This window comes from Leptospira montravelensis (assembly GCF_004770045.1).
In the GTDB taxonomy this organism is placed as follows: domain Bacteria; phylum Spirochaetota; class Leptospiria; order Leptospirales; family Leptospiraceae; genus Leptospira_A; species Leptospira_A montravelensis.
This window is the reverse complement of record NZ_RQFO01000017.1, coordinates 768,231-789,061: the sequence shown is the minus strand read 5'-3', so window position 1 is coordinate 789,061 and position 20,831 is coordinate 768,231. Positions and strand designations below refer to the sequence as shown.

Below are 20,831 nucleotides of genomic sequence, written 5' to 3'. Positions count from 1 at the left end.
ATGGGTGCGGGCGCGAAATCTGGCCACGGAGGGCCAGTTGAGCGCGAGAAACGGATGCCTGAATTCTGGAGACGCCGGGAGTCGGCTTCCACGGTTCTCCCATCCAGGTCGAACACGTTCCAGCCCGTCCCGCATCAGCCTTCGCACATCGTGTGCTCAGGACGAAATGGCTTAACGCACGCAGACAGGGGTGTCCCAGTCCGCGAGCTGCCATTTCTCTCTGCTGCGGTCGTTCGACTCCCGTCGTAATTTTTTTGTTAGATGAAATTGATTTGTAAAATATTTAAAATGAATTCTGGAGACGCCGGGAGTCGAACCCGGGTCCTATCATCCTCAAATGCAGCTTCTACACGTTTAGTTTGCAAATAAATTTCGGAAAGACTTACCCTACAAACGGGGGACTAATTCCTATCCTACTTAGAGTTCAATCCGGTTCGAAGCGGGCGACAAATCCGAAAGGTCCTTAGAGAGGTGTCGGTTTCTTGGCCACCTAAGGAAACAGCCAGTGAAACCGTAGAGCTTAAAATTAAGCTGCTAGAGCAAATTCGTTATTTGCAGTTATTGTTTTGAAGGTTTTTAAGAGGTCCCTCACCCCTACGTGCCACTGAATCCAAGCCAACAACAGTCGAAACCAATGTCGTCCCCAATTCTTACTACTTAGACGAGTAAAACACAGGAGTGAGAAAGGAAAAGCAAAAAAGGTTGAATTGGAGTTTTGGTCTGATGGAATGAAAGAATTCCTATGAAATTATTCATTTTGTCTCGTTTATCGGCCACTTTTCTTTTCACATTTGTCTTTTTGGGATCTTGTTCCCAAAAGGAACACCCTTCTGATTCTGAAATTCGACAGGCAGTCTACGGTAATGATAACGGACAGCCTGTACGGGTTTTAAGCCAAAAGCAGATCAATTTGGATGAATCTCCAGAGATGGAAACTTTAGTTTTGTTCCAATCAGGCACAAGTGAGGTTCTTACTGCTTTTCGGAAAGATGGTTCGAGTTGGACCTATCTTTGGAAATTGGAATTCTTTTTGCAAAACTTGGGTCCGATGTATTACGATGCAAAACTAAATTCGTGGGTTCCGGGGTCTGCGCCAGGAAAGGAGAAAGTAACTTTTGCTGGAGATTGTCTTCGCCGGATTGTAGTTGCGGAACTACCTGGTGATAATTTTAATTCTGTATTTGTGGAAGTTCTTGCCGAAGAACCACCGTTAGGTATGTTTTCGGTGCCTATGGGTTATCGTAAGGGCAAAAAAATATGGGACGGGTTCCAACTCAAAGAACACGAGGAATTAAAAAGAAGTAAACGTGTGGATTTTGAGTATAATCAAAAAGATAAATCCTTTCGTATTTTTCCAACTAATCCTAATTATTCTCAAGAGTTTGTATTTAACGGATGGGAGATGATTCCGAATCTTCCTATGCAACCTGTTCCTGCTTTTGTTTCCTTAGAAGTCGCGCCAAAATTTGAAGTTGGAAAAGAGTCACTTGTCACTTTACAATTAAAGAATCGCGGAAACTATGTTAGTTTAACATATCTATCATTGTCATTTCCCGAAGCAGGATCCGTTCGATTGGCTGGAGAAACGCAAGGAGTGAGGTTGTATAAAAAAGGGGACATTGTGTTTAATGTTGTCCAAAATAAAAAAATTCCTGCGGAATATCCACTCCTAGAGGTTACTAAAGAAGGATGGGCAAATAACTTCCGTTATGGTATAAAATTTTATTACACACCAAAAGAATCTGCGAATCCAAAAATTTTATTTCGTTCCACTTATAAATTTTATCAAGAAATTGTTTCGATACCTAATCAGTTCTCCATTGCTCCTTTTGAACGTGATCAACAAGGATTTCCATCTTATCTTTTGGAATCACCTACAAATTAATAAAAGATGAAACACCAGCTAACGAAAGAACTTGCACTTGCTAGAAGAGAAATTGTTCGCGTTCAAGTAGACCGATTTCATCTCTTTTATTACGATTTCTTTCATCGCAATGAAACGATAGAAATGGCTAAGTTCTTTTTTGAAACCGTTTACAACTTAGATGGTAAAGAAGAGTGGGAAACTTTAGCATTCTCCACTTATGAAAAAGTAAAAAATATGATGAAAGAAGGTACTAGGGAAAGTGTCGAACGATTGATCGAGTTAAATTCTATCACCGACGAACTGGACATACAAATGGCCGAACTTCTTCTTTCTAAAGGTTGGGAATTGGGAAAGGAAATAACCCAAGAGCAGTATTTTACTTTGTTTTGTGAATTGGATAGAAGAGAAACTCGTAAAAAACAATTAGAAGTCGTTCTTTTTAACCTCAAAAAATTCTATGAGTTGGCACATAAACCTGTCAGCGCATATATCATCAAACCGGCCTCAATGATGGCGCGGTTACTTGGAGTGTATCCTCTATTTAAAAAAGTGGAACAAGGATACTACGCTACATTGCCAGTACACCAAGATTTGTTTAATGAGTTTTATGCTATAGTTCAGGAAAAGGAATGGGATTTTCTATATAAGGCATTCCCAACTCTTAAAGAGGAAACATGAGAAGGCGTTCTAGATTTATATCGAAAGAAGAAGAACATGTTGAAGCACATGATCGTTGGCTTTTAACTTATGCCGATATGATTACCTTGTTACTTGGACTTTTTATTATACTATATGCGATTAGTAAAGTTGACGCCAACCGCCTAACGGAAGTAGCAAAAGATATCAAACGAGGATTTGGTTTGAATGTATCTTCTGTGGGCGCCCTATTGGATGGTGGGTCTGGCATTTTAGAAGATGATACAATGGAACCAAAGTCACAAGTGTTTCGTTTATGGGAACGTATCGGTTTTGCATTAAAAACACTTCGAGAAAAAGCAAAATTAAAACTTGGTCTTGCTGAAACCGAAGAACTAAAGTTAACTTTCGCCGGTTCAGATTTAGCATCGGATGATATTTTAAAAGCAGATCCAGATTTAAAATTTGCCTTTGAACAATTGGCTGAATTATCCAAAGGAATGGACATTGATATAGTCGTTCGTGTACAAATTCCTTACGAATCACAAATCGACAAATCGAAATTTCAAAATTCATGGGATTATCATTCCCATAGAGCATCTTTACTTGCAGAAAAATTGGTGAATGAATATGGAATTCCTAAAGAACAAATCTCTGTCCAAGGTTATGCCATGTTTCAAAAATCGAAAGATTCAGATACGCCAGAAAAAAAAGCAAAAGAAGAACGAATCGAAATTTTGATACGAAAAAAAGAAACAGCAGAAACTGCAAAATAAAATAGGAAAATCAAAGGAAATTATGAACTTACTAAATCAAATTTTTCTAAAGTTGAATAGTATTATACGTAATGCGAATAACACAATTGGTAGTTTGGGAGATAAACGTAATTCAATTAAAACACGAATCAGTTTGGCGGCTATGCGCAATACGGATAACTTACACTCCAGTTTGGGAAATAAACGAATCTCGATGAAAAGCCGTACGGTTCATTCTTTTTCTAAAGCAAAATCACAAAATGGACTGATTCTTTTTTTATCTTTTTTCATTTTGATTACGGCAGTATCTTGCAAAAAAGACAAAGGGATGGCGAATGTAGAATGGCAAAATGAATCTTTGGGTATAACTGCGGAGATTTGTGCAAAGTATCGAGAATGTGCTGATAAGGAATGGAAAACGATACCAGAAAATTTGAAAAAATTTACCGAAGGAAGATTAGAAGAAACGCAATGCCAAAAAAGATTTCGAGAAAGTAATGCGTACAAATTAATTGGTGGTGATCCTTTAGCGATTCAAACTGCCTATAAAGAATGTCACAAACAAATTTTACAGTTCAGCTGTAAGGATTTACAAGAAGGGAAGATTGAATCTGTAAATTCTTGTGTAGTATTTCAGACGATCCAAAACGGAAATTAGCTACCTTCTAAGTTTATATCATTTTAATCGCGGAACTAAAAACTAAGCACTATAAAGTGCTTAGTGGAAAATTAAGTTGTATCGAATTAACAAAAATAATTAAAGATTTTATTTGTTTTCGATAATATTAGATAATTTTATGTTTAACTCGGTATTTGGAAAATAGAGTGCCTTTTTTTCGTCTCTAAAAAGATTAATTAAAAGCATAGGCCAACCGCGATATTGAGTTAACGATAAGCTGTAATTAATATTAATTTGTTTATTGTTTTGAAAGATAAAAAATTCATAATTTCTATTAAAATTTGCATAATAAGGAATTAATCCTAAAGTGAAAATATTTGGGAGTTCATAATAAGTTTCCTTATTTATGTCTAAGGTATTACTATTCAAAACTACTACTAAATCATAATTGCTACCTAATTGAAAATTTTCCTTAGATATTTTCATTCTATCAACATTATGACCGCGTTTGACTAACAAATCTGCTAAATCATCGAGATAACCTTCAGTTAAGAAAAGGATATTCTTTTTAGTTGTTGAGCTATGTTGTAAATTAGAGGAATACTTTACATTATTCTCTTTTATTGTGTAAGTATAAAAAGAACTGTTGCAGTTTATAAAAAATAGAACGATTGAAATTTTATATATGAAATTCATTTGAGAAAATCTCCATATGCATTGTTAATTTCTTTGTGGTAAATAGCTTCGTTTTTAATTGGGATTTCGAAATCTCCAGCTGAGAATATACTAACCAAAGTCATTCCTTGTGGTAGAGGACAGCTAATATAATCTTCTGCGGTTTCACCAGGAGCTAACCAATCTGAGGTGCTATCTGGGCGTCTCACATCGTATCCTGAATTACTTCCATCACAAGAAAGTGCAATCAAACCTGAATTTTCTTTTGCATTCTCTTTGTATCTTTCAAATCTTTCTGGGATATCTTTAAGTTTAGATTTGAGTTTAACGGTGACGCCAGCTTTACGGTAAAAATGTTCTAAATCGACTAGGTCTGGATTTTTTTTATAAACATTTACAATTCCAATAAAACTGTTTCTTAATATATAATTAAAATTGTATTCCGAAAATGAAGTTTGTCTTAGTTTTAAATTTCTATATTTCTTTGTCTTATTTTGAAACGTCAGTTTAATTTTTAAGTATTTATCAGTACTATCTAATTCTTCTGTTTCACTAATTTCACTGATAATGATTTTCCAATTTTCATCCTCATAAGAGTTGTTTACTGGTAAATAAGTTCTTCCATTCAAATTCCATTTGTAGTCAAACGTTTTACAACTAATGGTGGAAAGAAATAATAATACAACGATTAGCCTATTCATAGGCATATTCATTTGGAAATATTAAGTTTTGTCTATCAATATAACAAAGAACCGATGATAATTTAAGGTATTTTTTAGAAATGAGAGTATTCTAATACAGTTTTTTGTTCTGTTTGGCGGTGCAGAACACCTGACTTGGCGATAGGCAGTGCCCCCACACAAATGGAAGCAATGATTTTATTTTGTTTGTTAAAATTGTGAATCAACTCTAAAAAATCTGGGTGGTATGCTTCTTCATAAAAACCATATTCTTCAAACCCACCAGGTATGGCTAAAGCATCAAATTCGTTTATGTCCACTTCGCTGATTAAATAATCCACTTTGAATTTAACACCAAACGAACCTTCCACTTCCTTTTGGAAAGCACAGGTATAAAGTTTTGTTGTTTTGTCTCCATCAACTAAGTTCCAGCCGATGACATCAATGAAAACACTGGCTTCAAAAGATTCGAACCCTTTGGCGAGTAAGAGTAATACTTTTTTCATATGTAAAAATCAATTGGAACCATTTGAATGATTATTCGACTGAAGAATTATCTGCTTTTTTGGTGAATAATTTTTTCAGAACACCTAAGGCTGCTACAGCACCAATTGCGATGATTTTCCAAAATTTAAGTAACAAAGCAAAAAAACCAGCTTTCGCTAATACCTTTCCTGCAATCAGTCCACCAATTCCATAAGCTGCGAGTTTATCAACTCCTGGTGAATAATCCGCATATTTTTCCCCATCGTTAAACTCAGTGGATGCGATAATGGCTGGAATATCTTTTTGGACGAGGTTTAGTTTTTGGATATCGGAAATTGCATTTAATTCAAGTATTCCCTTTCTTCCAAGGATACGAATATTATAATTTAAAGTATTAACTTCTTCACCCTCGAATTTAATTTCTTTAGCCCAATGAAGTTTTTTGCTGTTTGCATCATAGAAAGGTTTATTGGCCCAACCAATCAATTCTAAAGTAGGGTATCCTTCTTTTTTTCGATCTTCATTTCCTTCTGATATATCCTCTTTCATGGATTTTAAAAGATCATCATAGTTAATTTCGTTTGCATCAGAATCACTTACGTATCCATCTTCTGAAAATGAATAGGAAATGGCATAAGTAAAATTGTCGCTGATGGGTGACTGGTCAGCTTTAAAAAGCATGCCTAGAATTCCTTCATTTAATGGGTTCCCCCAGACATCGTGTAAAACAAATTGGCTTTGTTTTGCGTCCAAAAATTTAAAACCTTTCGGAACTTTGACAGTAGCAAGTTTGTCTCCGATGGTTACGTTTCCCGTTTGGTATTTGAGATTGTTAATTTTTTTAAGAACATCATCTTCGGCGGACAATGGCGAAAAAGAAATCAAGAGTCCGATGAGTAGTGTTTTTAGATTTTTCATGAAGTTTACTCCTTAGTTTGAGAATTTGTGATATTGGCAGAAAACGAGTTGGAATACAATAACAACAGTCATTGTTAGATGGTGGTAATTTGATTACAATTTATTTTTATACACCACATAAGAAGACGTTAGTTTATCATGTACAGCTTGTTTTTTAGATCCTAATATTGTGATTAAAGATAATATCCCCAAAGTGATTTTGGCAATATAACGAATGAAACTTTTGAATAAATTTAAGTTTTTGGCATCTGTTGAAACAACTCTTAAACCTTTGATATAATGTCCAGGCGTAGCCCGAAAAAAACTTACACATAAAGGATCGTATAAAAAGAGAAAAACAAAGAAGACGTATTGGGCCAGGCGGCCATCTACGTTTAGGAATAAAATTATTTTTGCCGAAACAAAGATAAGCAACAGGAAAAAAATCGCATCATAAATCATTGCTATGTATCTGTCGCTCATGGATGCAGCGGCCGAAATAAGATTGTTAGTTGGTGGTTTTGGGGTGGTAGTCATTTCTGTGTCCTAAACTGGATGTTAGGGGAAAGAAAGTAAATATTAAAATTCAAATTTTTCCTTTGGTTTAAATAAATGATTCAAAAGTTTCAACATTTATCCGTTTTGGGAGATTGAAACGTCGGTATAGAGCTGTGGCTTTTTAATTTGCCACTTTCATTTTGCAATCGATTCAATTTGTATGCTATTTAGAATCAGAAATGAATGCATTAAGATATCTTTCCATTCTTCCTCTGGAAACTTAGGATGATAGATTAAGTTCATGGAAACTCTATAAGTTTCATTCGTTTCTTTTATATAATAAAAAGCGTTAATCTTCGTTCCGAGAATTTCACCAGGTCCCATTAGAATTTTTGTTTTTTCGGTTTTAAAGGAAAGAAGTTCCACCCATTTGTTCACTTCGTACGGTGGATTGATAAAATCAGTAGCTTTTGATTCTTCCACCAATGTATCATAGGATTTGATAGATTCTGGAATGACGGACACTGCAATTAATAATGAAAAACATTCCGTTTCCTGACTGCAATCTGCCTTAAAGAAAGTGATCGGAAATTTATCCTTCAGATGCGTGGAGTCAGAACGCTTTGCCACTTGAGGAATGTAAATGGACATAGCCTTTATTTTTTGCGCTTCCGTTGTAGAAAAATTGATTCCACGAAAAGTATCTAAAGTTTCTGTTTCTGTAGCGAAAATTGCGAGAAAGGGGAGAGCGAGTAAGGCAACGAGTAAAAGTTTATTTTTCATTTTTTAGGATTCCGGTTTATTTGATTAACAGTCACCTAACGGATTTGTTGCAGGGAAAAAGAAATTTAAGAATTTATTTTTTGGTTAAAATGGAAAAATAAACGAACTGATTAAAGATTATCGATTTTTTTGCAGTATGAAGGTGGATTGCGAAAGTCAGTTGGATGCTCGAAAACGTATTTTTTTTCTGTTATTTCAAAATTACCGCCAACATGTTTAGTGGGTACAATCCTGCCGATACCATAAAAACAATTTAAAGTATTAACCAATTGGATCAGTAATATTTTTTAATTGAATCGTTTCATTGATGACGTTAGTCTGTGGTCAAGGACAAAAAGGATCATCTCCTGATCCAATGGCTTTACACTGTTTTATATTTGTCCGCCGACACCTTTAAACTTCTCAACAAATGCTGATATTTTCTGAAAAACATTTTGTTTTATTTTGAGGTAATCTGGGTTTAAGGGACTCATTTTTGGTAAAATTGCGTTTAACTCTGTACCATTATCGCTTGCGTATTCACGCTTTAATGAAGTAAGAATATATCGTTTCGCCGCTTCTTGATTTAATTTCTCTGCTATTATTAAGTCATCAGCTTCTCGTTTTTGTTCCTCTTGCGCAAATGCAAAAAAAGCTTCTATGATGCTAGCTTTATCACCTATTTTTTCAAGATCAGTCTGGTTGATGAAATCAACTAATAAACTTTCTTTTGCACGGTTTCCGATGCTTGCACGAATCACACGGCGTACATCTTCGATTAGAGTTACTTTGTTTTTGACCTTTTTGTTATTTTCGAAAATCAATTCTAGAATATAATCTAAGTTAATTTCTTGTGATTTGAGAAGGTCTACTTCAAATACTACATCATCCCAATCAATAGAGGATTTTTCTTTTTCAGAACTTGTTTTTTCACGACGGAGCCAATCGCGAATGTCATTGTATGTAGAACGATAATCCTGAATTTTTCGTTCAGGCGGAATTTCAATCGTTTGCAATTTTACTATATCTTCATCATTTAAATAATGTTTTGCTTTAAAAGATTCAACTGCTTCTTGGTCTTCAAGATCGATGTTTTGTAACGCCTTTAGGCTTGCGAATTCATCGTAATTTTGTAGGATATGCTCCACTCGTAAATACTCGCCAAATAGTTTTACGAAAGCTTTTTTGTCTGATTCTTTTTCAATTGCGTCAGGATTTGGAAAGTGCTTTTGCAGGTCAGCTACTACATCTTTATAACCACGTCGAGCTTCACCAGTAACTAGATCGGTGAAACCTTCCATATATTCTTTATAACTTTTTTCCAATACGACATTTTTAGTATTTTTATCACCAAACAGAGTGATGGCAGCTTTCGTCGCATCTTCTAAATCTCGAAAGGTAACAATATTGCCAAAAGTTTTGGTCGCATCATAGATACGATTGGTGCGTGAATACGCTTGAAGTAATCCGTGGTAACGCAAATTCTTATCTACAAATAAAGTGTTTAAAGCAGGAGCATCGAAACCAGTTAAGAACATCCCAACTACTATCAGTAAATCTACTTCTTGCTTTATGACTCGTTGCGCAAGATCACGATAATAATTTTGGAACCCATTACTATCTAATCTAAAATTTGTTTTGAACAGAAGATTGTAATCATCTATTACTGATGTTAAGAATTCCTTGGCACTACTATTCATGGCGGAAACTTCGAAACTCTCATCAGAAATTTCACCCACTGCAATTTGTTCTTCATTGGCGGCAAAAGAAAAGATTGAAGCTACTTTCAGAGGTTTATCTTTGTCTTTTTGTAATTGTTGAAAGGTTTCATAATAAGCTTTTGCAGCATCGATGCTACTTACAGCAAACATAGCATTAAAGCCTTTAGAATTGGCTAATAAACGATGGGTTTTCTGGCGGAAGTGGTTTAGTATATATTGAGAAATTTCCCGTATGCGATCAGGGTGTAATAAGGCTTCTCTGTTTTCGGCAGCTGTAAGTCTTACAGCATCTTGTTCGCTTTCAATTGCTTTAAACTGCGGGCGCACATCGTTGTAGTCTACTTTGAACTTCAATACTTTTTCATCACGGATGGCATCGGTGATTACATAAGAATGTAATTCCCTTCCAAACACGTCGATGGTGGTCTCTGCGCCTTGGGCATTTAGGTCAAAAATAGGTGTTCCGGTAAAACCAAACTGATAATACTTTTTAAACTTTTTCTTTAAATTTTTCTGTGCTTCGCCGAACTGCGAGCGGTGGCATTCATCAAAAATAAATACCACATGTTTTTCATAAATAGCTAAGTCGGATTCACTTTTCATTAAGTGATTCAACTTTTGGATTGTTGTAACTATGATTTTATTGTCATCTTTGTCGAGGTTAAGTTTTAATCCCGCCGTACTATCAGAGCCATTGACACTATCTGGAGCAAACCGCTGGTATTCTTTCATGGTTTGGTAATCCAAATCTTTTCGATCCACCACAAAGAACACCTTATCGATGAAAGGCAATTCTGTTGCGAGTCTTGCCGCTTTAAAACTAGTGAGAGTTTTTCCAGAACCTGTGGTATGCCAGATAAAACCGCCACCTTCGGGTTTACTCCAGTCTTTGGCTGTGTTTGAACTTTTAATCTTCCACAAAATCCGTTCTGTGGCCGCAATTTGGTAAGGACGCATAACAAGCAAAGTATCACTTGCGTCAAACACCGAATAGTTGATAAGCACATTGAGTAGGGTGTTTTTTTGAAAAAAAGTAGCAGTAAAATCCTTTAAGTCTTTGATGAGGCTGTTATCGGCTTTCGCCCAATTCATCGTAAAATCAAAACTGTTCTTGTTTCGTTTTGTAGTATTGGCAAAGTATCGGCTGTCTGTACCATTTGAGATGACAAACAATTGTAAATACTTGTATAATGAATGTTCGCTGTTAAAACTTTCTTTGCTGTAGCGATGTACCTGGTTGAATGCTTCCCTGATGGCAACACCACGTTTTTTCAATTCGATTTGGACTAAAGGCAATCCATTTACCAGAATCGTTACATCATACCGATTCGCATTGGATCCGGTTTGTTCAAATTGTTTGATTACCTGCAATTGATTGCGTGTGATATTTTTTTTATCCAGTAGATAGATGTTTTGAATATGACCATCATCAAACACAAAGTCATGAATGAAGTTATCATGAATTTTGCGGGTTTTATCCACGTTATTGTCATTTGGTTTATCCAAATACTCATCGACAAAGCGGATCCACTCACTATCGGAAAACTGCATTTTATTTAACGCTTGCAACTGCTCGCGCACATTGGTAAGCATCTTCTCTGGTGTATTCAACCCTGGAAGGAAATCATAACCTTGATTATGCAGATCTTGAATGAGTTCTCGTTCCAGATCTGCTTCGCTCTGGTAGTTTTCTTGGGTTTGCCATTCTCTGGTGTATTTATCCAGAATGATAAAATTTTTTGATTCTGCTATTGGTTTAGTAATATCAACCATTTTGCGTCTCCTCTTGAAAGTATCCATAATTGGTTAGCAAATGTTTTAGTAAAAATGTGACTATTTGCTTTTCTTCTAGACTTGGTTCTGCAACAGCTTCATTGGATAATGTGGAATGACTCGTAAATTGAATGATACGATTGTAGTAAGACTGTTTTTCGTTGGGCAGGAGCTCTTTCCATTCTCTATAACCTAAAAAATTAGAAGTTTTCTCATATAAATTGCGCAAAAGCGTAAAATGGTATTTTTGTATCTGGTTATCGACAATTGCTTGTTCAATTGTTTGTCTTAAAAATAAATGATACGAAAAACTTTTATTTGAGTCACCTTTCTTTTCCGAAAGAGCAAAGGTTTCATCCTCATATCTTTCTAAAAAATAACAGGTTTTATTGCTAAGTTCATTATAGAGAACATTATAAAATAAAGGATTATGAGTTGTAACAATAAACTTAACTTTCGACAAACTTGATTTGATTAAGCTAGCTAAATTAACCGCTAACTCGATCAAGTGATTTTCGTCCAATGAACTAACTGGATCATCAATAAATACATACTCTAATTCATCAAAATCGTTAGTATCTCGATCGGTAGGTTCTGGTACATTTAATACGTTAATGACTTGGGCGAGCATTGTAAAAAAAACACTCCAAACAAAATTACTTTCTTCTCCTTTGGAAATTTTTAGTTTGTCATTGTCCCTATCATCTCCGCGTTGCATTGAAAATGTAACTTCGGAATTTGCCTTTACCGTAATTTCTCGACCGTCTTTGTCTGTCGTTATATATTCTTCGTTAAACCGAGGAGTTAATTTCTCATGAGTATATCGCTGAAAATTAGCAATGATTTTTTGATCCTGCCCTTGGTCTTTGATAATCCAATTCGTAAACGTATTTGGCTGTATCTTTAACTTTGGTTCCGAATCGTTTTCTAAATCATTGTCCCAATAAAACAGATCTTCCGTAAAGGCATTGTAATATAGAATTTTTTCACGCGCTAACCAAGGCCCTGTTTCCTCTTCCTCGGTTTCCGATTTCGGAGCAATTAGCTGTTTAAATTCTCGTGACAAACGAGTTTTTCCGACTCCATTGAAAGCGTAAATCAACTGCACCTTTTTATCGCTATCTTTTAGCTGCCGCGCAATTTCGGCAAGTGTGTGACTCATGTTAAGTTATCCGCAGATTGCACAGAATTACCCAGCTTAAACACTAAGCGCTTATATTCTAAACTTGAAGTGCCAAAATTTAATAATAAACCTTTTTGTAGTTTTGTTGCTTTCAAATAATTAATAACCTGCGCTACTTCATTTCCCGTTAGACGAGCCAAAGCTTTGAGTTCGACTATAATATAATCATAACATAAAAAATCAACTTGATAATGGGTTTGTAGTTTAACGCCCGCATATGTGATTGGAATATGCATCTCTCGTTTGTATGGAATGTCTTGCCTGGAAAACTCAATTGCAAGTGCTTCTTGGTATACAGCTTCTAAAAATCCATGCCCTAATTCCCGGTGAACCTTCATTGCGGCTCCAATAATGGAATAGGTCTCTTTATCGTTCTGATCAGAATCCGCATCTATCTGTGGAAGAGTATTTTCATGATTCATAAGAAAGTGATCCACAGATTACACAGATTAAGATGATTGAGAAAAGAATCTGCGAAAATCCTCTTAATCTGCGGAAGAGAATTTTTTAAAGCCTGATTCATTACGCCATACCCTCTGGCTTCGGAAAATTGAACAGCATATCACGATAATACTCATATTGTTTTTGGCGGAGTTCAATTTCTCGAGGTAAACCTTCGCTAATCGAAGCAGTAAGGGCATCGAATTTATCAAGGATTTCAACGATGTGCCTTTGTTCCGATAGGGAGGGGACAGGTATCTGAAAATTTAAAAACATTGGCCTACGAAGAGAGGTTACAGAAGAATTAACCGATGTTTTTTGGATGTATGTATAAAAACATGAGGCAATATAGTGATACACAAATCTCGGCTCCATAGCTTCGTTTGGAACTATACGATAGGCTCGTTGATGTAGTGCATATTTTCCTTGAGCATAATGAAATACTTTTCCAACTCCAGCACCATCTCCAGCTGTGATTATAGCAGTTTCATCAAAATCATACACATTAAGTGTTAGAGGCAATCGACCACGTGCATAAAAAATGTATTTACCATCTTCAATCGCATCTTGTGTGTCATGATTACCTGTTCCAACAGTCGCCACCTCCCCTAACGTCTTCCATTCCACTTCCCCTTCTTCAAAACTCAATAACTGATCCCGATGGTATTGATATTGTTTTTTCCGCAACGTAAGCTCGGTAGTAAGCTCGGTAGTAAGCTCGGTAGTAAGCTCGGTAAAGGCATCCAAAATACGAACGATTTCCGTTTGGATCTGCAGCGATCGTTCTGGGTTTTCAGGACAGGGGATGGGGATAGCGATTTTAGCTAGGTCATTTGCTGAAACATCGATAACCTTTGTCCCTTTTGCATATTTTCTTTTTTGATTAGTGAATTCAATTGTTTGAGAGAAGTAACAAAAATATTTCCCTAGAATATGGCGATTAGGTTTAAAAATTGTTGCGTGCCCACCTGTAACAGCTTGTCGATCGCCAAGATATACCAAAGCCTTTCCAACATCCTCAAAGTTTTCACTAGTATTTGTAATTATAACATCGCCCCAATTAATCTTTTTAAGTTTACTGGCGGTTTCTTCTGAAACAAATGATTTAGTTATTTTTGCTGATAGTTTGTAATAAGTATAAATCTGCCCATAATGAATAGCGGGAACACCAGTTTCAGTAAAATCAGTTTTAGGGAGACCATTACCACGAACTAATTCACCGATTTCCCCTAATGGTTTCCATTCGACCGAAGCACCCTCCAGCAGTTTTTCGATAAATCGCAACTGATTCATGATTGGTTTCCTTTCTTCTCGATGGCTTTGATTGCTTTGTCAAAATCGGAAACTATTTTTTGGGTTTTGTTAAAGGCATCGTATTCCAGCGATGCTTTGTTATCTGCTTGTTGTTTAGAAATTTTTCCTTTATCAGACAAGATTTCATATTTTCGGAAGGCCAAAAACTCATTGATACTATTTGCAAAATCTTCCATTGAGAAAGTGTTTTCCCTTTCTATCAAATCTTCTATATAATCAAAGTAACCAGAAACCGTTCGCTCTAAGCGTTTGATTTCTGTTTCCGAGAGATAATTTTTTGCTGTGGTTACATCCGATTTGAGAATACGTCCACCAGGCGCGTTTTTCCAGGTCGTGAGACCCATATGTTCTGCATTTCGGTCTGCTTTATGAAAAACAATTTCGGCGGCGGTTTGGCCTGCGATGGCGAAATGGAATTTATTTTGCACCATTGCATAGAAGTCTTTCGTGATTTGCGAGTTAGGTGTGTAATCGATAGAACATTCTGCAAAAATATCAGTCACCTGTTGCCAAATACGCCTTTCGCTTGCTCGGATGGAACGAACACGATCAAGGAGTTCGCGGAAATAATCCTTACCAAAAGCATTAGAACCTTGTTTGAGACGTTCATCATCCAGAACAAAACCTTTTTGGATGAATTCCTTTAAGGTTTTGGTCGCCCAAATTCGAAACTGGGTGGCCTTTGCAGAATTGACACGATAGCCAACAGAGATAATGGCATCGAGATTATAGAAGTTCGTTTCTTTTGTTTGGGTTTTCCCTTTGATTGCCCCATGCTCAGTGGTTGTTTCCATTTTGGAAATAACCACTTCCTCGGCAAGTTCCCCTTCATCGAAGATATTTTTTAGATGTTTATTGATGGCAGGGATTTGCACACCAAACAAGTCAGCCATTGCTTTTTGCGTAAGCCAGATTGTTTCGCCATGCACCACCACATTGACCTTAACATCATCCTTGGGAGTGTTGTAGATCAGAAACTGAAGTTCTTTACTCATGTTTCAATTTCCGCTACGATCACATCAATTTCCGCACGAAGCCTATCAATTTTTGTTACCGCTGTTTTGATTTCAGCATTCAGCTTGGTGATATCAATCACCTCTCGATTGTCTTTGCTTTCCACATAATTACTGACTGAAAGATTATAATCATTTTCGGCGATCTTTTCATTTGGAACAGACTTTGCAAAATGTTCAAGATCCTCTTTTTTATCAAACGCCTGCATCATCTGATCAATATGTTCATCGGTGAGGGTGTTGTTATTAGTTTCTTTTTTAAACAAACCACTGGCATCGATAAACTGGGTAGTGGTATCTTTTTTGTGTTTGGAAAGAACAAGAATATTGACAGCGATCGTAGTGCCATAAAACAAGTTAGGCGCCAGAGAAATCACAGTCTCTATATAGTTGTGATCGACTAGATACTGGCGGATTTTCTGTTCCGCACCACCACGGTAAAAAATACCAGGGAAACATACAATGGCCGCACGGCCTTTACTCGACAAATAGCTAAGTGCATGAAGAACAAAGGCAAAGTCTGCCTTGGATTTTGGAGCAAGAACCCCTGCAGGCGCAAACCGTTCATCGTTGATGAGAGTAGGATCATCACTACCAATCCAATTAATCGAATAGGGCGGGTTCGAAACTATGGCATCGAAAGGTTTTTCTTCTTTGAATTCAGGGTTTATCAAAGTATTCCCTAGTTGGATATTAAACTTATCATAGTTGATGTTATGTAAAAACATGTTCATCCGCGCTAGGTTGTAAGTAGTATGGTTGATTTCCTGACCAAAAAAACCTTCTTCAATGATATGTTCATCAAAATGTTTTTTTGCTTGAAGTAAAAGAGAACCAGAACCACAAGCAGGATCATAAATTTTGTTAACACTCGTTTGTTTGTGCATAGCAAGACGCGCAATTAATTTGGAAACATGTTGAGGCGTAAAAAATTCTCCACCTGATTTACCTGCGTTGGCCGCATAATTGGAAATTAAAAACTCATACGCATCACCAAATAGATCAATTTTGCTTCCGTGAAAATCGCCAAAGTCGAGTCCAGCTACCCCTTTCAGGACAGCAGCTAGGCGACTGTTTTTGTTTTCGACTGTGTTCCCAAGACGGTTACTTGTAGTGTCAAAATCGGCAAATAGGCCTTTGATATCATCTTCTGAAGGATAACCAACTGCGGAAGCTTCGATGGCTTTAAATATTTCAGCTAATTCTGTATTTAGATTTTCATTTTTATCAGCTTTTGCTACGACATTGGCAAAAAGCTGGCTCGGATAAATAAAGTAACCTTTTGTTTTGATGGCATCATCTTTGATCGCTTGCGTAATCTTTTTATCTGCGAGTGACGCATATTGGATGTTTTCGTCATCTCCTTCCATATAACTAGTAAAGTTCTCGCTGATAAAGCGGTAAAATAGAGCACCTAGCACGTATTGTTTAAAATCCCAACCATCTACGGCGCCTCTTACTTCATTGGCGATTTTCCAGATTTGGCTTTGTAGGGCGGCTCTTTGTTGACTTCCTGTCATTGGGTGATTCCTGTTGGGTTCCGTTTGATATTTATATAAATAATATAGTTCTTTAAATAAGTGCTTTTTAAGCTCTCTAAAAACACACTTAGACATTGTAAGCTTAAAAATGCTGAGAATGCGTACAAATACTTTCTGAAAGCCATTGAATATTAGCCTTTTTCGATAGAAAAGAAATCTTTTACTTCAATTGATGAAAATGTTATCCTGCAAATGGAACTAGTTGTTAAATTGAAGGTAAAAAATCTAAGCTCGAAGGGATGTCGCGGTTATGCGGGAAATATCGTTAAGGACTTTTTTTGTAAAAACTTAACCAGTAATAAAAACTAAATTTCTCTATAAGAAAATAAATATGTGAGAAAACAAAAATAACATTCTGATTAAATTCCTTATGTTCAATATCTATATTCTCTTTTGAAATAATTTGAATAAAGTGATGAGTATATTGAGTATTTTCTTTGCAAGAAGGTAATTCTATATCTTTTTGAGCAATGAACATTTCCTCTGGTGTTTTTGCTTCTTTTTCAATAAATATTTTTAGTATATATAAGCCAAATATGAAACCTAACATTTCATTTGCCGTACGCTCTTTAAAACTAGGAAATTCATCAGGTGATTTATTTTTACCAGTAATTGTAAAAGATAACGGCTTTGCTTTGATGATGGAAAATAAAAAACAGGCGGCAATTTTATGAGAATCTACGAGTGTTCCAGATTTGCTCATCTCATGGTGTGTCTTTTGGTTATATAGCAAATAATATTGAAATACTTTATCAATATTTTCTGGGATAATCTCTAAGCGGCTATCTTGGATTATGTCCCTTGAGATTTCTAAAAGCCTTTCTTTGAATTTTTGTTTACTATCACCATTCATAGAACTTTAAATTTTATAAATATTTCTTCGCGTTGAATGAAATTTCTTTATTAACTAAGTCAACGGAGATAGAAGTATTGTCAGGTTTCAATGAAAGATTAAATTCTTCTTCGGAAAGTGGTCTTGAATCTACTATATATTTATTAGCATTGAAAACCGGTTGTGTGGCAAATAGAGAAGAGTCTAAATCAAACGGGGAATCCATTTTTCTGCCTTTTGTCCTATTCTTATTTTTTTTGAAAATTAGTGAAAAGACTCAAATTTTCGAAAATTTGATGAGACTTTTTACATTTATATCTCATCTTTTCAAATGTCGACTATTATACGAGAAAATAAAGCATACTTTCTTAGGAATTGAGACTATTCATCAAAACAACCTTTCCTAAGGCGATTTTCGAATCCAGAAAAAACCCCTTACACCGGTTACCCTATCCCCCACCGAATCACAACCGCCGCAAGTCCACCACCCACTAACGGGATCACCACGGGAAGCCATGCGTACTTCCAATTAGAATTTCCTTTATTAGGAATCGGTAATAACCAATGGGCAATCCTTGGGCCTAAGTCACGAGCCGGGTTTATCGCATAACCTGTTGTTCCACCCATAGAAAGACCAATGGCCCAAACAAGGAGTGCTACAAATCCAGTGCCGACGACACCAGTGGCACCACCGTTGAACGGAGAGAAGATGGCATGGATTCCGAGGATGAGAAGAAAGGTCCCAAGTCCTTCACTAATGACATTGGAAAGAGTGTGTTTGATCGCAGGGTCAGTAGAGAACACAGCTAAAATCTTTCCAGAATCTTTGGTTTCTTTCCAATGGGGTAGGTAATGCAAATAAACAAGAGTGGCACCGAGGGCAGCCCCTGCGATTTGGGCGAGGCAATAGGGGAGAAAATTGGAAAAATCACCCGACTGGATGCAAACAGAAAGGGTCACAGCAGGATTCAGATGAGCTCCAGGACTACCCAAGGCCTTTGCCACCAAAACACCGAAACAAACGGCCAAAGCCCAAGCAGTGGTAATGGTGATCCATCCTCCATCTTTTGCTTTTGATTTTTCTAATAAAACACCGGCAACGACGCCATCACCCAGTAAAATAAGTACAGCAGTTCCAAAAAATTCTCCGACGAGTTCCAAATTTGCCCCCTGTGGCTTTTGTAAGGACTTTATCTAAAGGGACATAGAACTTCCTTCAACCTTTTTTGAAAGGCCGTTCCTCCAATTTATTCTAGGATTTTCCATCGAATCATAAATCGTGGGAAAATAGACCATGAAAAATAGCGCACTTGAGTATCACTCTAGGTTTCCGAAAGGAAAAACCAAAGTTGTTCCCACAAAACCAACGGAGAACAGTTACGACCTGTCTTTGGCATACTCACCGGGTGTCGCTTACCCTTGCCTCGAAATTGAAAAACAACCGGATCTCGTTTATGAATACACAAACCGAGGAAATTTAGTCGGAATCATCACCAATGGAACTGCCATTTTAGGTCTCGGAAATATTGGAGCTTCCGCTGGAAAACCAGTGATGGAAGGAAAGGCAGTTTTATTCAAAAAATTTGCAGGCATCGATGTGTTTGATATTGAAATCAATGAAACCGATCCTGAAAAATTCATTACCATTGTAAAAGCCCTCGAACCAACGTTTGGTGGTATCAACTTGGAAGACATTCGTGCCCCGGAATGTTTTCATATAGAAAAAACTTTAGATGAAAGCATGAAGATTCCTGTGTTTCATGATGACCAACATGGAACTGCAATCATCTCTACTGCTGCCTTATTAAACTCATTAGAGATTACTGGTAAAAAAGCTGGTAATATCAAAGTTGTGATCAATGGAGCGGGAGCTGCTGCGATTTCGATTGCTGAGATGTTAACACATATCGGAGTCAAACATGAATCCATTTTTATGTTGGATTCTCGTGGTGTGATCAATCACAAACGAACTAATTTACATGAAACCAAGTTACCTTTTGTTCGTAACACCGAAGCAGAAACCTTAGCAGATATTTTTCCTGGAACGGATCTATTTATTGGAGTCTCTGTTGCCAATGTGGTAACAGAAGCAATGGTAAAAACAATGGCTGAGAAACCTATCATGTTTGCTCTTGCCAATCCCGATCCAGAAATTCCTTATCCAGATGCAAAACGTGCCAGACCAGACCTTATTATGGCAACGGGACGCAGTGATTATCATAACCAAGTCAACAATGTACTTGGGTTTCCATTTATCTTTCGCGGAGCTTTAGATGTTCGTGCAAAGGTTGTGAATATGGAAATGAAGTTAGCTGCCGCTTATGCGTTAAGCGAACTCACAAAACTTCCGGTTCCTATCGAAGTTTCAGAAGCTTACAACGAAAAAGAAATTCGATTTGGTGCTGATTATATCATTCCAAAACCTTTGGACGCAAGAGTTCTTTACCATGTGGCTCCGGCCGTAGCAGAGGCTGCTGTCAAAACAGGAGTCAACCAAGTAGAGTATCCAGGTCGCGCCGCCTATGTAAAGTTTTTGGAATCCATCATGGCCCAACAACAAGAGCCCATCAGCGCTTTAGAAATCTAAATTCAAAACATTAAAGATTCCCTCAGTTTCGAATGATCGAAACGAAACAATCGAAAACTTTGTATTTAGATTTGGTTGGAATCTATTGGGTTCAATTAGAATTGATTTTTTGGGCAACCCAACTATCAATTGCTAGTTGACCACCGCCAGTGAACATCAAAATCACAGCAATTCCAATGGCTAAGATGTGATATTCAAATCCTTCGCCGGGTTGTTGGTTGAACCAATTCATAAAAAAGCCGTTTTTTCTCACATAAATGGCTGCTCCGATCATGGTAAGTCCAATCCCGAACGAGGAAAGCCTTGTGAAAAATCCTAAGATGAGTCCAAGTGCCCCGAAAGATTCTGCCACAATGACTAAAAAACCAATGGCGTAGGGGATCCCTTCCGATTTAAAAAAATCCAAAGTGGCAGAAAATCCATACCCTCCAAACCATCCACATAACTTCTGTAATCCGTGTGGCAGAATCACAAAACCTAAAACCAATCTGAGTAAGGTAAAAAACCAACTTGATTCTGTGTAGAATAACTTTTCTAACATTTTCTTTTCC

At 36.8% G+C, this 20,831-nt stretch carries 21 protein-coding genes and 1 other RNA gene; 5 read left to right on the top strand and 17 right to left on the bottom strand.

The annotated features are described in order from the left end of the window. Positions 1-293: 293 nt before the first annotated feature. Positions 294-645: a transfer-messenger RNA gene (gene ssrA, locus EHQ31_RS17610) on the bottom strand. Positions 646-742: 97 nt separating this feature from the next. On the opposite strand from ssrA, the gene EHQ31_RS17605 reads away from it, so the two are divergent. The 4 genes from EHQ31_RS17605 to EHQ31_RS17590 are packed head-to-tail and all read left to right on the top strand — an operon-like array spanning position 743 to position 3,916. Then, positions 743-1,885: an LIC13341 family surface-exposed protein gene (locus tag EHQ31_RS17605; RefSeq protein ID WP_135572496.1), complete on the top strand. Its 1,143-nt coding sequence runs from the start codon at positions 743-745 to the stop codon at positions 1,883-1,885. A 6-nt stretch (positions 1,886-1,891) separates the two neighbouring features. After that, complete coding sequence (locus tag EHQ31_RS17600) at positions 1,892-2,545, top strand: FFLEELY motif protein (protein ID WP_135572494.1); 654 nt, start codon at positions 1,892-1,894, stop codon at positions 2,543-2,545. After that, on the top strand, positions 2,542-3,279 hold the full coding sequence (locus tag EHQ31_RS17595; RefSeq protein WP_135572492.1) for an OmpA/MotB family protein: 738 nt from the start codon (positions 2,542-2,544) through the stop codon (positions 3,277-3,279). Before EHQ31_RS17600 ends, EHQ31_RS17595 begins: the two co-directional genes overlap by 4 nt. Positions 3,280-3,301: 22 nt before the next feature. Continuing rightward, positions 3,302-3,916: an LA_2478/LA_2722/LA_4182 family protein gene (locus EHQ31_RS17590; protein ID WP_244247462.1), complete on the top strand. Its 615-nt coding sequence runs from the start codon at positions 3,302-3,304 to the stop codon at positions 3,914-3,916. Positions 3,917-4,024: 108 nt separating this feature from the next. Here EHQ31_RS17590 and EHQ31_RS17585 read toward each other — a convergent pair whose 3' ends face one another. From EHQ31_RS17585 to EHQ31_RS17515, 15 genes are all read right to left on the bottom strand, one after another. Further along, positions 4,025-4,573, bottom strand: coding sequence for a hypothetical protein (locus EHQ31_RS17585; protein WP_135572490.1), 549 nt, complete (start codon positions 4,571-4,573; stop codon positions 4,025-4,027). After that, positions 4,570-5,253 carry a hypothetical protein gene (locus EHQ31_RS17580; RefSeq protein ID WP_135572488.1) on the bottom strand — a complete coding sequence of 228 codons (684 nt, stop codon included), beginning with the start codon at positions 5,251-5,253 and terminating at the stop codon, positions 4,570-4,572. The genes EHQ31_RS17585 and EHQ31_RS17580 overlap by 4 nt, the downstream gene beginning before the upstream one ends. Before the next feature lie 74 nt (positions 5,254-5,327). Then, on the bottom strand, positions 5,328-5,738 hold the full coding sequence (locus EHQ31_RS17575) for a DJ-1/PfpI family protein (RefSeq protein WP_135572486.1): 411 nt from the start codon (positions 5,736-5,738) through the stop codon (positions 5,328-5,330). 31 nt (positions 5,739-5,769) lie between these two features. Beyond that, positions 5,770-6,636: a DUF2167 domain-containing protein gene (locus tag EHQ31_RS17570; protein WP_135572484.1), complete on the bottom strand. Its 867-nt coding sequence runs from the start codon at positions 6,634-6,636 to the stop codon at positions 5,770-5,772. 93 nt (positions 6,637-6,729) lie between these two features. Further along, the gene (locus EHQ31_RS17565; RefSeq protein ID WP_135572482.1) at positions 6,730-7,152 is read right to left on the bottom strand and encodes an RDD family protein; all 423 of its coding nucleotides are present in this window, start codon (positions 7,150-7,152) and stop codon (positions 6,730-6,732) included. A 156-nt stretch (positions 7,153-7,308) separates the two neighbouring features. Next, positions 7,309-7,896 carry a hypothetical protein gene (locus tag EHQ31_RS17560; RefSeq protein ID WP_135572480.1) on the bottom strand — a complete coding sequence of 196 codons (588 nt, stop codon included), beginning with the start codon at positions 7,894-7,896 and terminating at the stop codon, positions 7,309-7,311. Positions 7,897-8,267: 371 nt separating this feature from the next. Then, positions 8,268-11,369, bottom strand: coding sequence for a type I restriction endonuclease subunit R (locus EHQ31_RS17555; RefSeq protein WP_135572478.1), 3,102 nt, complete (start codon positions 11,367-11,369; stop codon positions 8,268-8,270). Further along, positions 11,362-12,531 (bottom strand): ATP-binding protein, encoded by a 1,170-nt coding sequence (locus EHQ31_RS17550; protein WP_135572476.1) that lies wholly within the window; start codon positions 12,529-12,531, stop codon positions 11,362-11,364. The genes EHQ31_RS17555 and EHQ31_RS17550 overlap by 8 nt, the downstream gene beginning before the upstream one ends. Next, positions 12,528-12,974 (bottom strand): GxxExxY protein, encoded by a 447-nt coding sequence (locus EHQ31_RS17545; RefSeq protein ID WP_135572474.1) that lies wholly within the window; start codon positions 12,972-12,974, stop codon positions 12,528-12,530. Before EHQ31_RS17545 ends, EHQ31_RS17550 begins: the two co-directional genes overlap by 4 nt. Positions 12,975-13,074: 100 nt before the next feature. After that, entirely contained in the window at positions 13,075-14,286 is a 1,212-nt protein-coding gene (locus tag EHQ31_RS17540; protein ID WP_135572472.1) for a restriction endonuclease subunit S, read from the bottom strand. Continuing rightward, on the bottom strand, positions 14,283-15,302 hold the full coding sequence (locus tag EHQ31_RS17535) for a virulence RhuM family protein (RefSeq protein ID WP_135572470.1): 1,020 nt from the start codon (positions 15,300-15,302) through the stop codon (positions 14,283-14,285). Before EHQ31_RS17535 ends, EHQ31_RS17540 begins: the two co-directional genes overlap by 4 nt. Continuing rightward, a complete protein-coding gene (locus EHQ31_RS17530) occupies positions 15,299-16,840 on the bottom strand; it encodes a type I restriction-modification system subunit M (protein ID WP_135572468.1) in 1,542 nt (513 codons plus the stop codon). The genes EHQ31_RS17535 and EHQ31_RS17530 overlap by 4 nt, the downstream gene beginning before the upstream one ends. A 286-nt stretch (positions 16,841-17,126) precedes the next feature. Continuing rightward, positions 17,127-17,714, bottom strand: coding sequence for a hypothetical protein (locus tag EHQ31_RS17525; RefSeq protein ID WP_135572466.1), 588 nt, complete (start codon positions 17,712-17,714; stop codon positions 17,127-17,129). Between the two features lie 13 nt (positions 17,715-17,727). Further along, positions 17,728-17,919 (bottom strand): hypothetical protein, encoded by a 192-nt coding sequence (locus EHQ31_RS17520; protein WP_135572464.1) that lies wholly within the window; start codon positions 17,917-17,919, stop codon positions 17,728-17,730. 218 nt (positions 17,920-18,137) lie between these two features. Then, positions 18,138-18,854, bottom strand: coding sequence for an MIP/aquaporin family protein (locus tag EHQ31_RS17515; RefSeq protein WP_135572462.1), 717 nt, complete (start codon positions 18,852-18,854; stop codon positions 18,138-18,140). 133 nt (positions 18,855-18,987) lie between these two features. Here EHQ31_RS17515 and EHQ31_RS17510 point away from each other — a divergent pair, with 133 nt between their 5' ends. Then, positions 18,988-20,280, top strand: a complete 1,293-nt coding sequence (locus EHQ31_RS17510; RefSeq protein WP_135572460.1) for a malic enzyme-like NAD(P)-binding protein — start codon at positions 18,988-18,990, stop codon at positions 20,278-20,280. A 91-nt stretch (positions 20,281-20,371) separates the two neighbouring features. On the opposite strand, the gene EHQ31_RS17505 is transcribed toward EHQ31_RS17510, so the two are convergent. Continuing rightward, the gene (locus EHQ31_RS17505) at positions 20,372-20,821 is read right to left on the bottom strand and encodes a DoxX family protein (protein WP_135572458.1); all 450 of its coding nucleotides are present in this window, start codon (positions 20,819-20,821) and stop codon (positions 20,372-20,374) included. Positions 20,822-20,831: the final 10 nt, after the last annotated feature.

Coding starts and splice junctions, on each gene's coding strand:
- EHQ31_RS17525 (WP_135572466.1), bottom strand. CDS start 17,714: ATGAATGGTGATAGTAAACAAAAATTCAAAGAAAGGCTTTTAGAAATC.
- EHQ31_RS17535 (WP_135572470.1), bottom strand. CDS start 15,302: ATGAGTAAAGAACTTCAGTTTCTGATCTACAACACTCCCAAGGATGAT.
- EHQ31_RS17550 (WP_135572476.1), bottom strand. CDS start 12,531: ATGAGTCACACACTTGCCGAAATTGCGCGGCAGCTAAAAGATAGCGAT.
- EHQ31_RS17520 (WP_135572464.1), bottom strand. CDS start 17,919: ATGGATTCCCCGTTTGATTTAGACTCTTCTCTATTTGCCACACAACCG.
- EHQ31_RS17565 (WP_135572482.1), bottom strand. CDS start 7,152: ATGACTACCACCCCAAAACCACCAACTAACAATCTTATTTCGGCCGCT.
- EHQ31_RS17570 (WP_135572484.1), bottom strand. CDS start 6,636: ATGAAAAATCTAAAAACACTACTCATCGGACTCTTGATTTCTTTTTCG.
- EHQ31_RS17575 (WP_135572486.1), bottom strand. CDS start 5,738: ATGAAAAAAGTATTACTCTTACTCGCCAAAGGGTTCGAATCTTTTGAA.
- EHQ31_RS17585 (WP_135572490.1), bottom strand. CDS start 4,573: ATGAATTTCATATATAAAATTTCAATCGTTCTATTTTTTATAAACTGC.
- EHQ31_RS17600 (WP_135572494.1), top strand. CDS start 1,892: ATGAAACACCAGCTAACGAAAGAACTTGCACTTGCTAGAAGAGAAATT.
- EHQ31_RS17505 (WP_135572458.1), bottom strand. CDS start 20,821: ATGTTAGAAAAGTTATTCTACACAGAATCAAGTTGGTTTTTTACCTTA.
- EHQ31_RS17590 (WP_244247462.1), top strand. CDS start 3,302: ATGAACTTACTAAATCAAATTTTTCTAAAGTTGAATAGTATTATACGT.
- EHQ31_RS17545 (WP_135572474.1), bottom strand. CDS start 12,974: ATGAATCATGAAAATACTCTTCCACAGATAGATGCGGATTCTGATCAG.
- EHQ31_RS17530 (WP_135572468.1), bottom strand. CDS start 16,840: ATGACAGGAAGTCAACAAAGAGCCGCCCTACAAAGCCAAATCTGGAAA.
- EHQ31_RS17560 (WP_135572480.1), bottom strand. CDS start 7,896: ATGAAAAATAAACTTTTACTCGTTGCCTTACTCGCTCTCCCCTTTCTC.
- EHQ31_RS17540 (WP_135572472.1), bottom strand. CDS start 14,286: ATGAATCAGTTGCGATTTATCGAAAAACTGCTGGAGGGTGCTTCGGTC.
- EHQ31_RS17510 (WP_135572460.1), top strand. CDS start 18,988: ATGAAAAATAGCGCACTTGAGTATCACTCTAGGTTTCCGAAAGGAAAA.
- EHQ31_RS17605 (WP_135572496.1), top strand. CDS start 743: ATGAAATTATTCATTTTGTCTCGTTTATCGGCCACTTTTCTTTTCACA.
- EHQ31_RS17595 (WP_135572492.1), top strand. CDS start 2,542: ATGAGAAGGCGTTCTAGATTTATATCGAAAGAAGAAGAACATGTTGAA.
- EHQ31_RS17555 (WP_135572478.1), bottom strand. CDS start 11,369: ATGGTTGATATTACTAAACCAATAGCAGAATCAAAAAATTTTATCATT.
- EHQ31_RS17580 (WP_135572488.1), bottom strand. CDS start 5,253: ATGAATAGGCTAATCGTTGTATTATTATTTCTTTCCACCATTAGTTGT.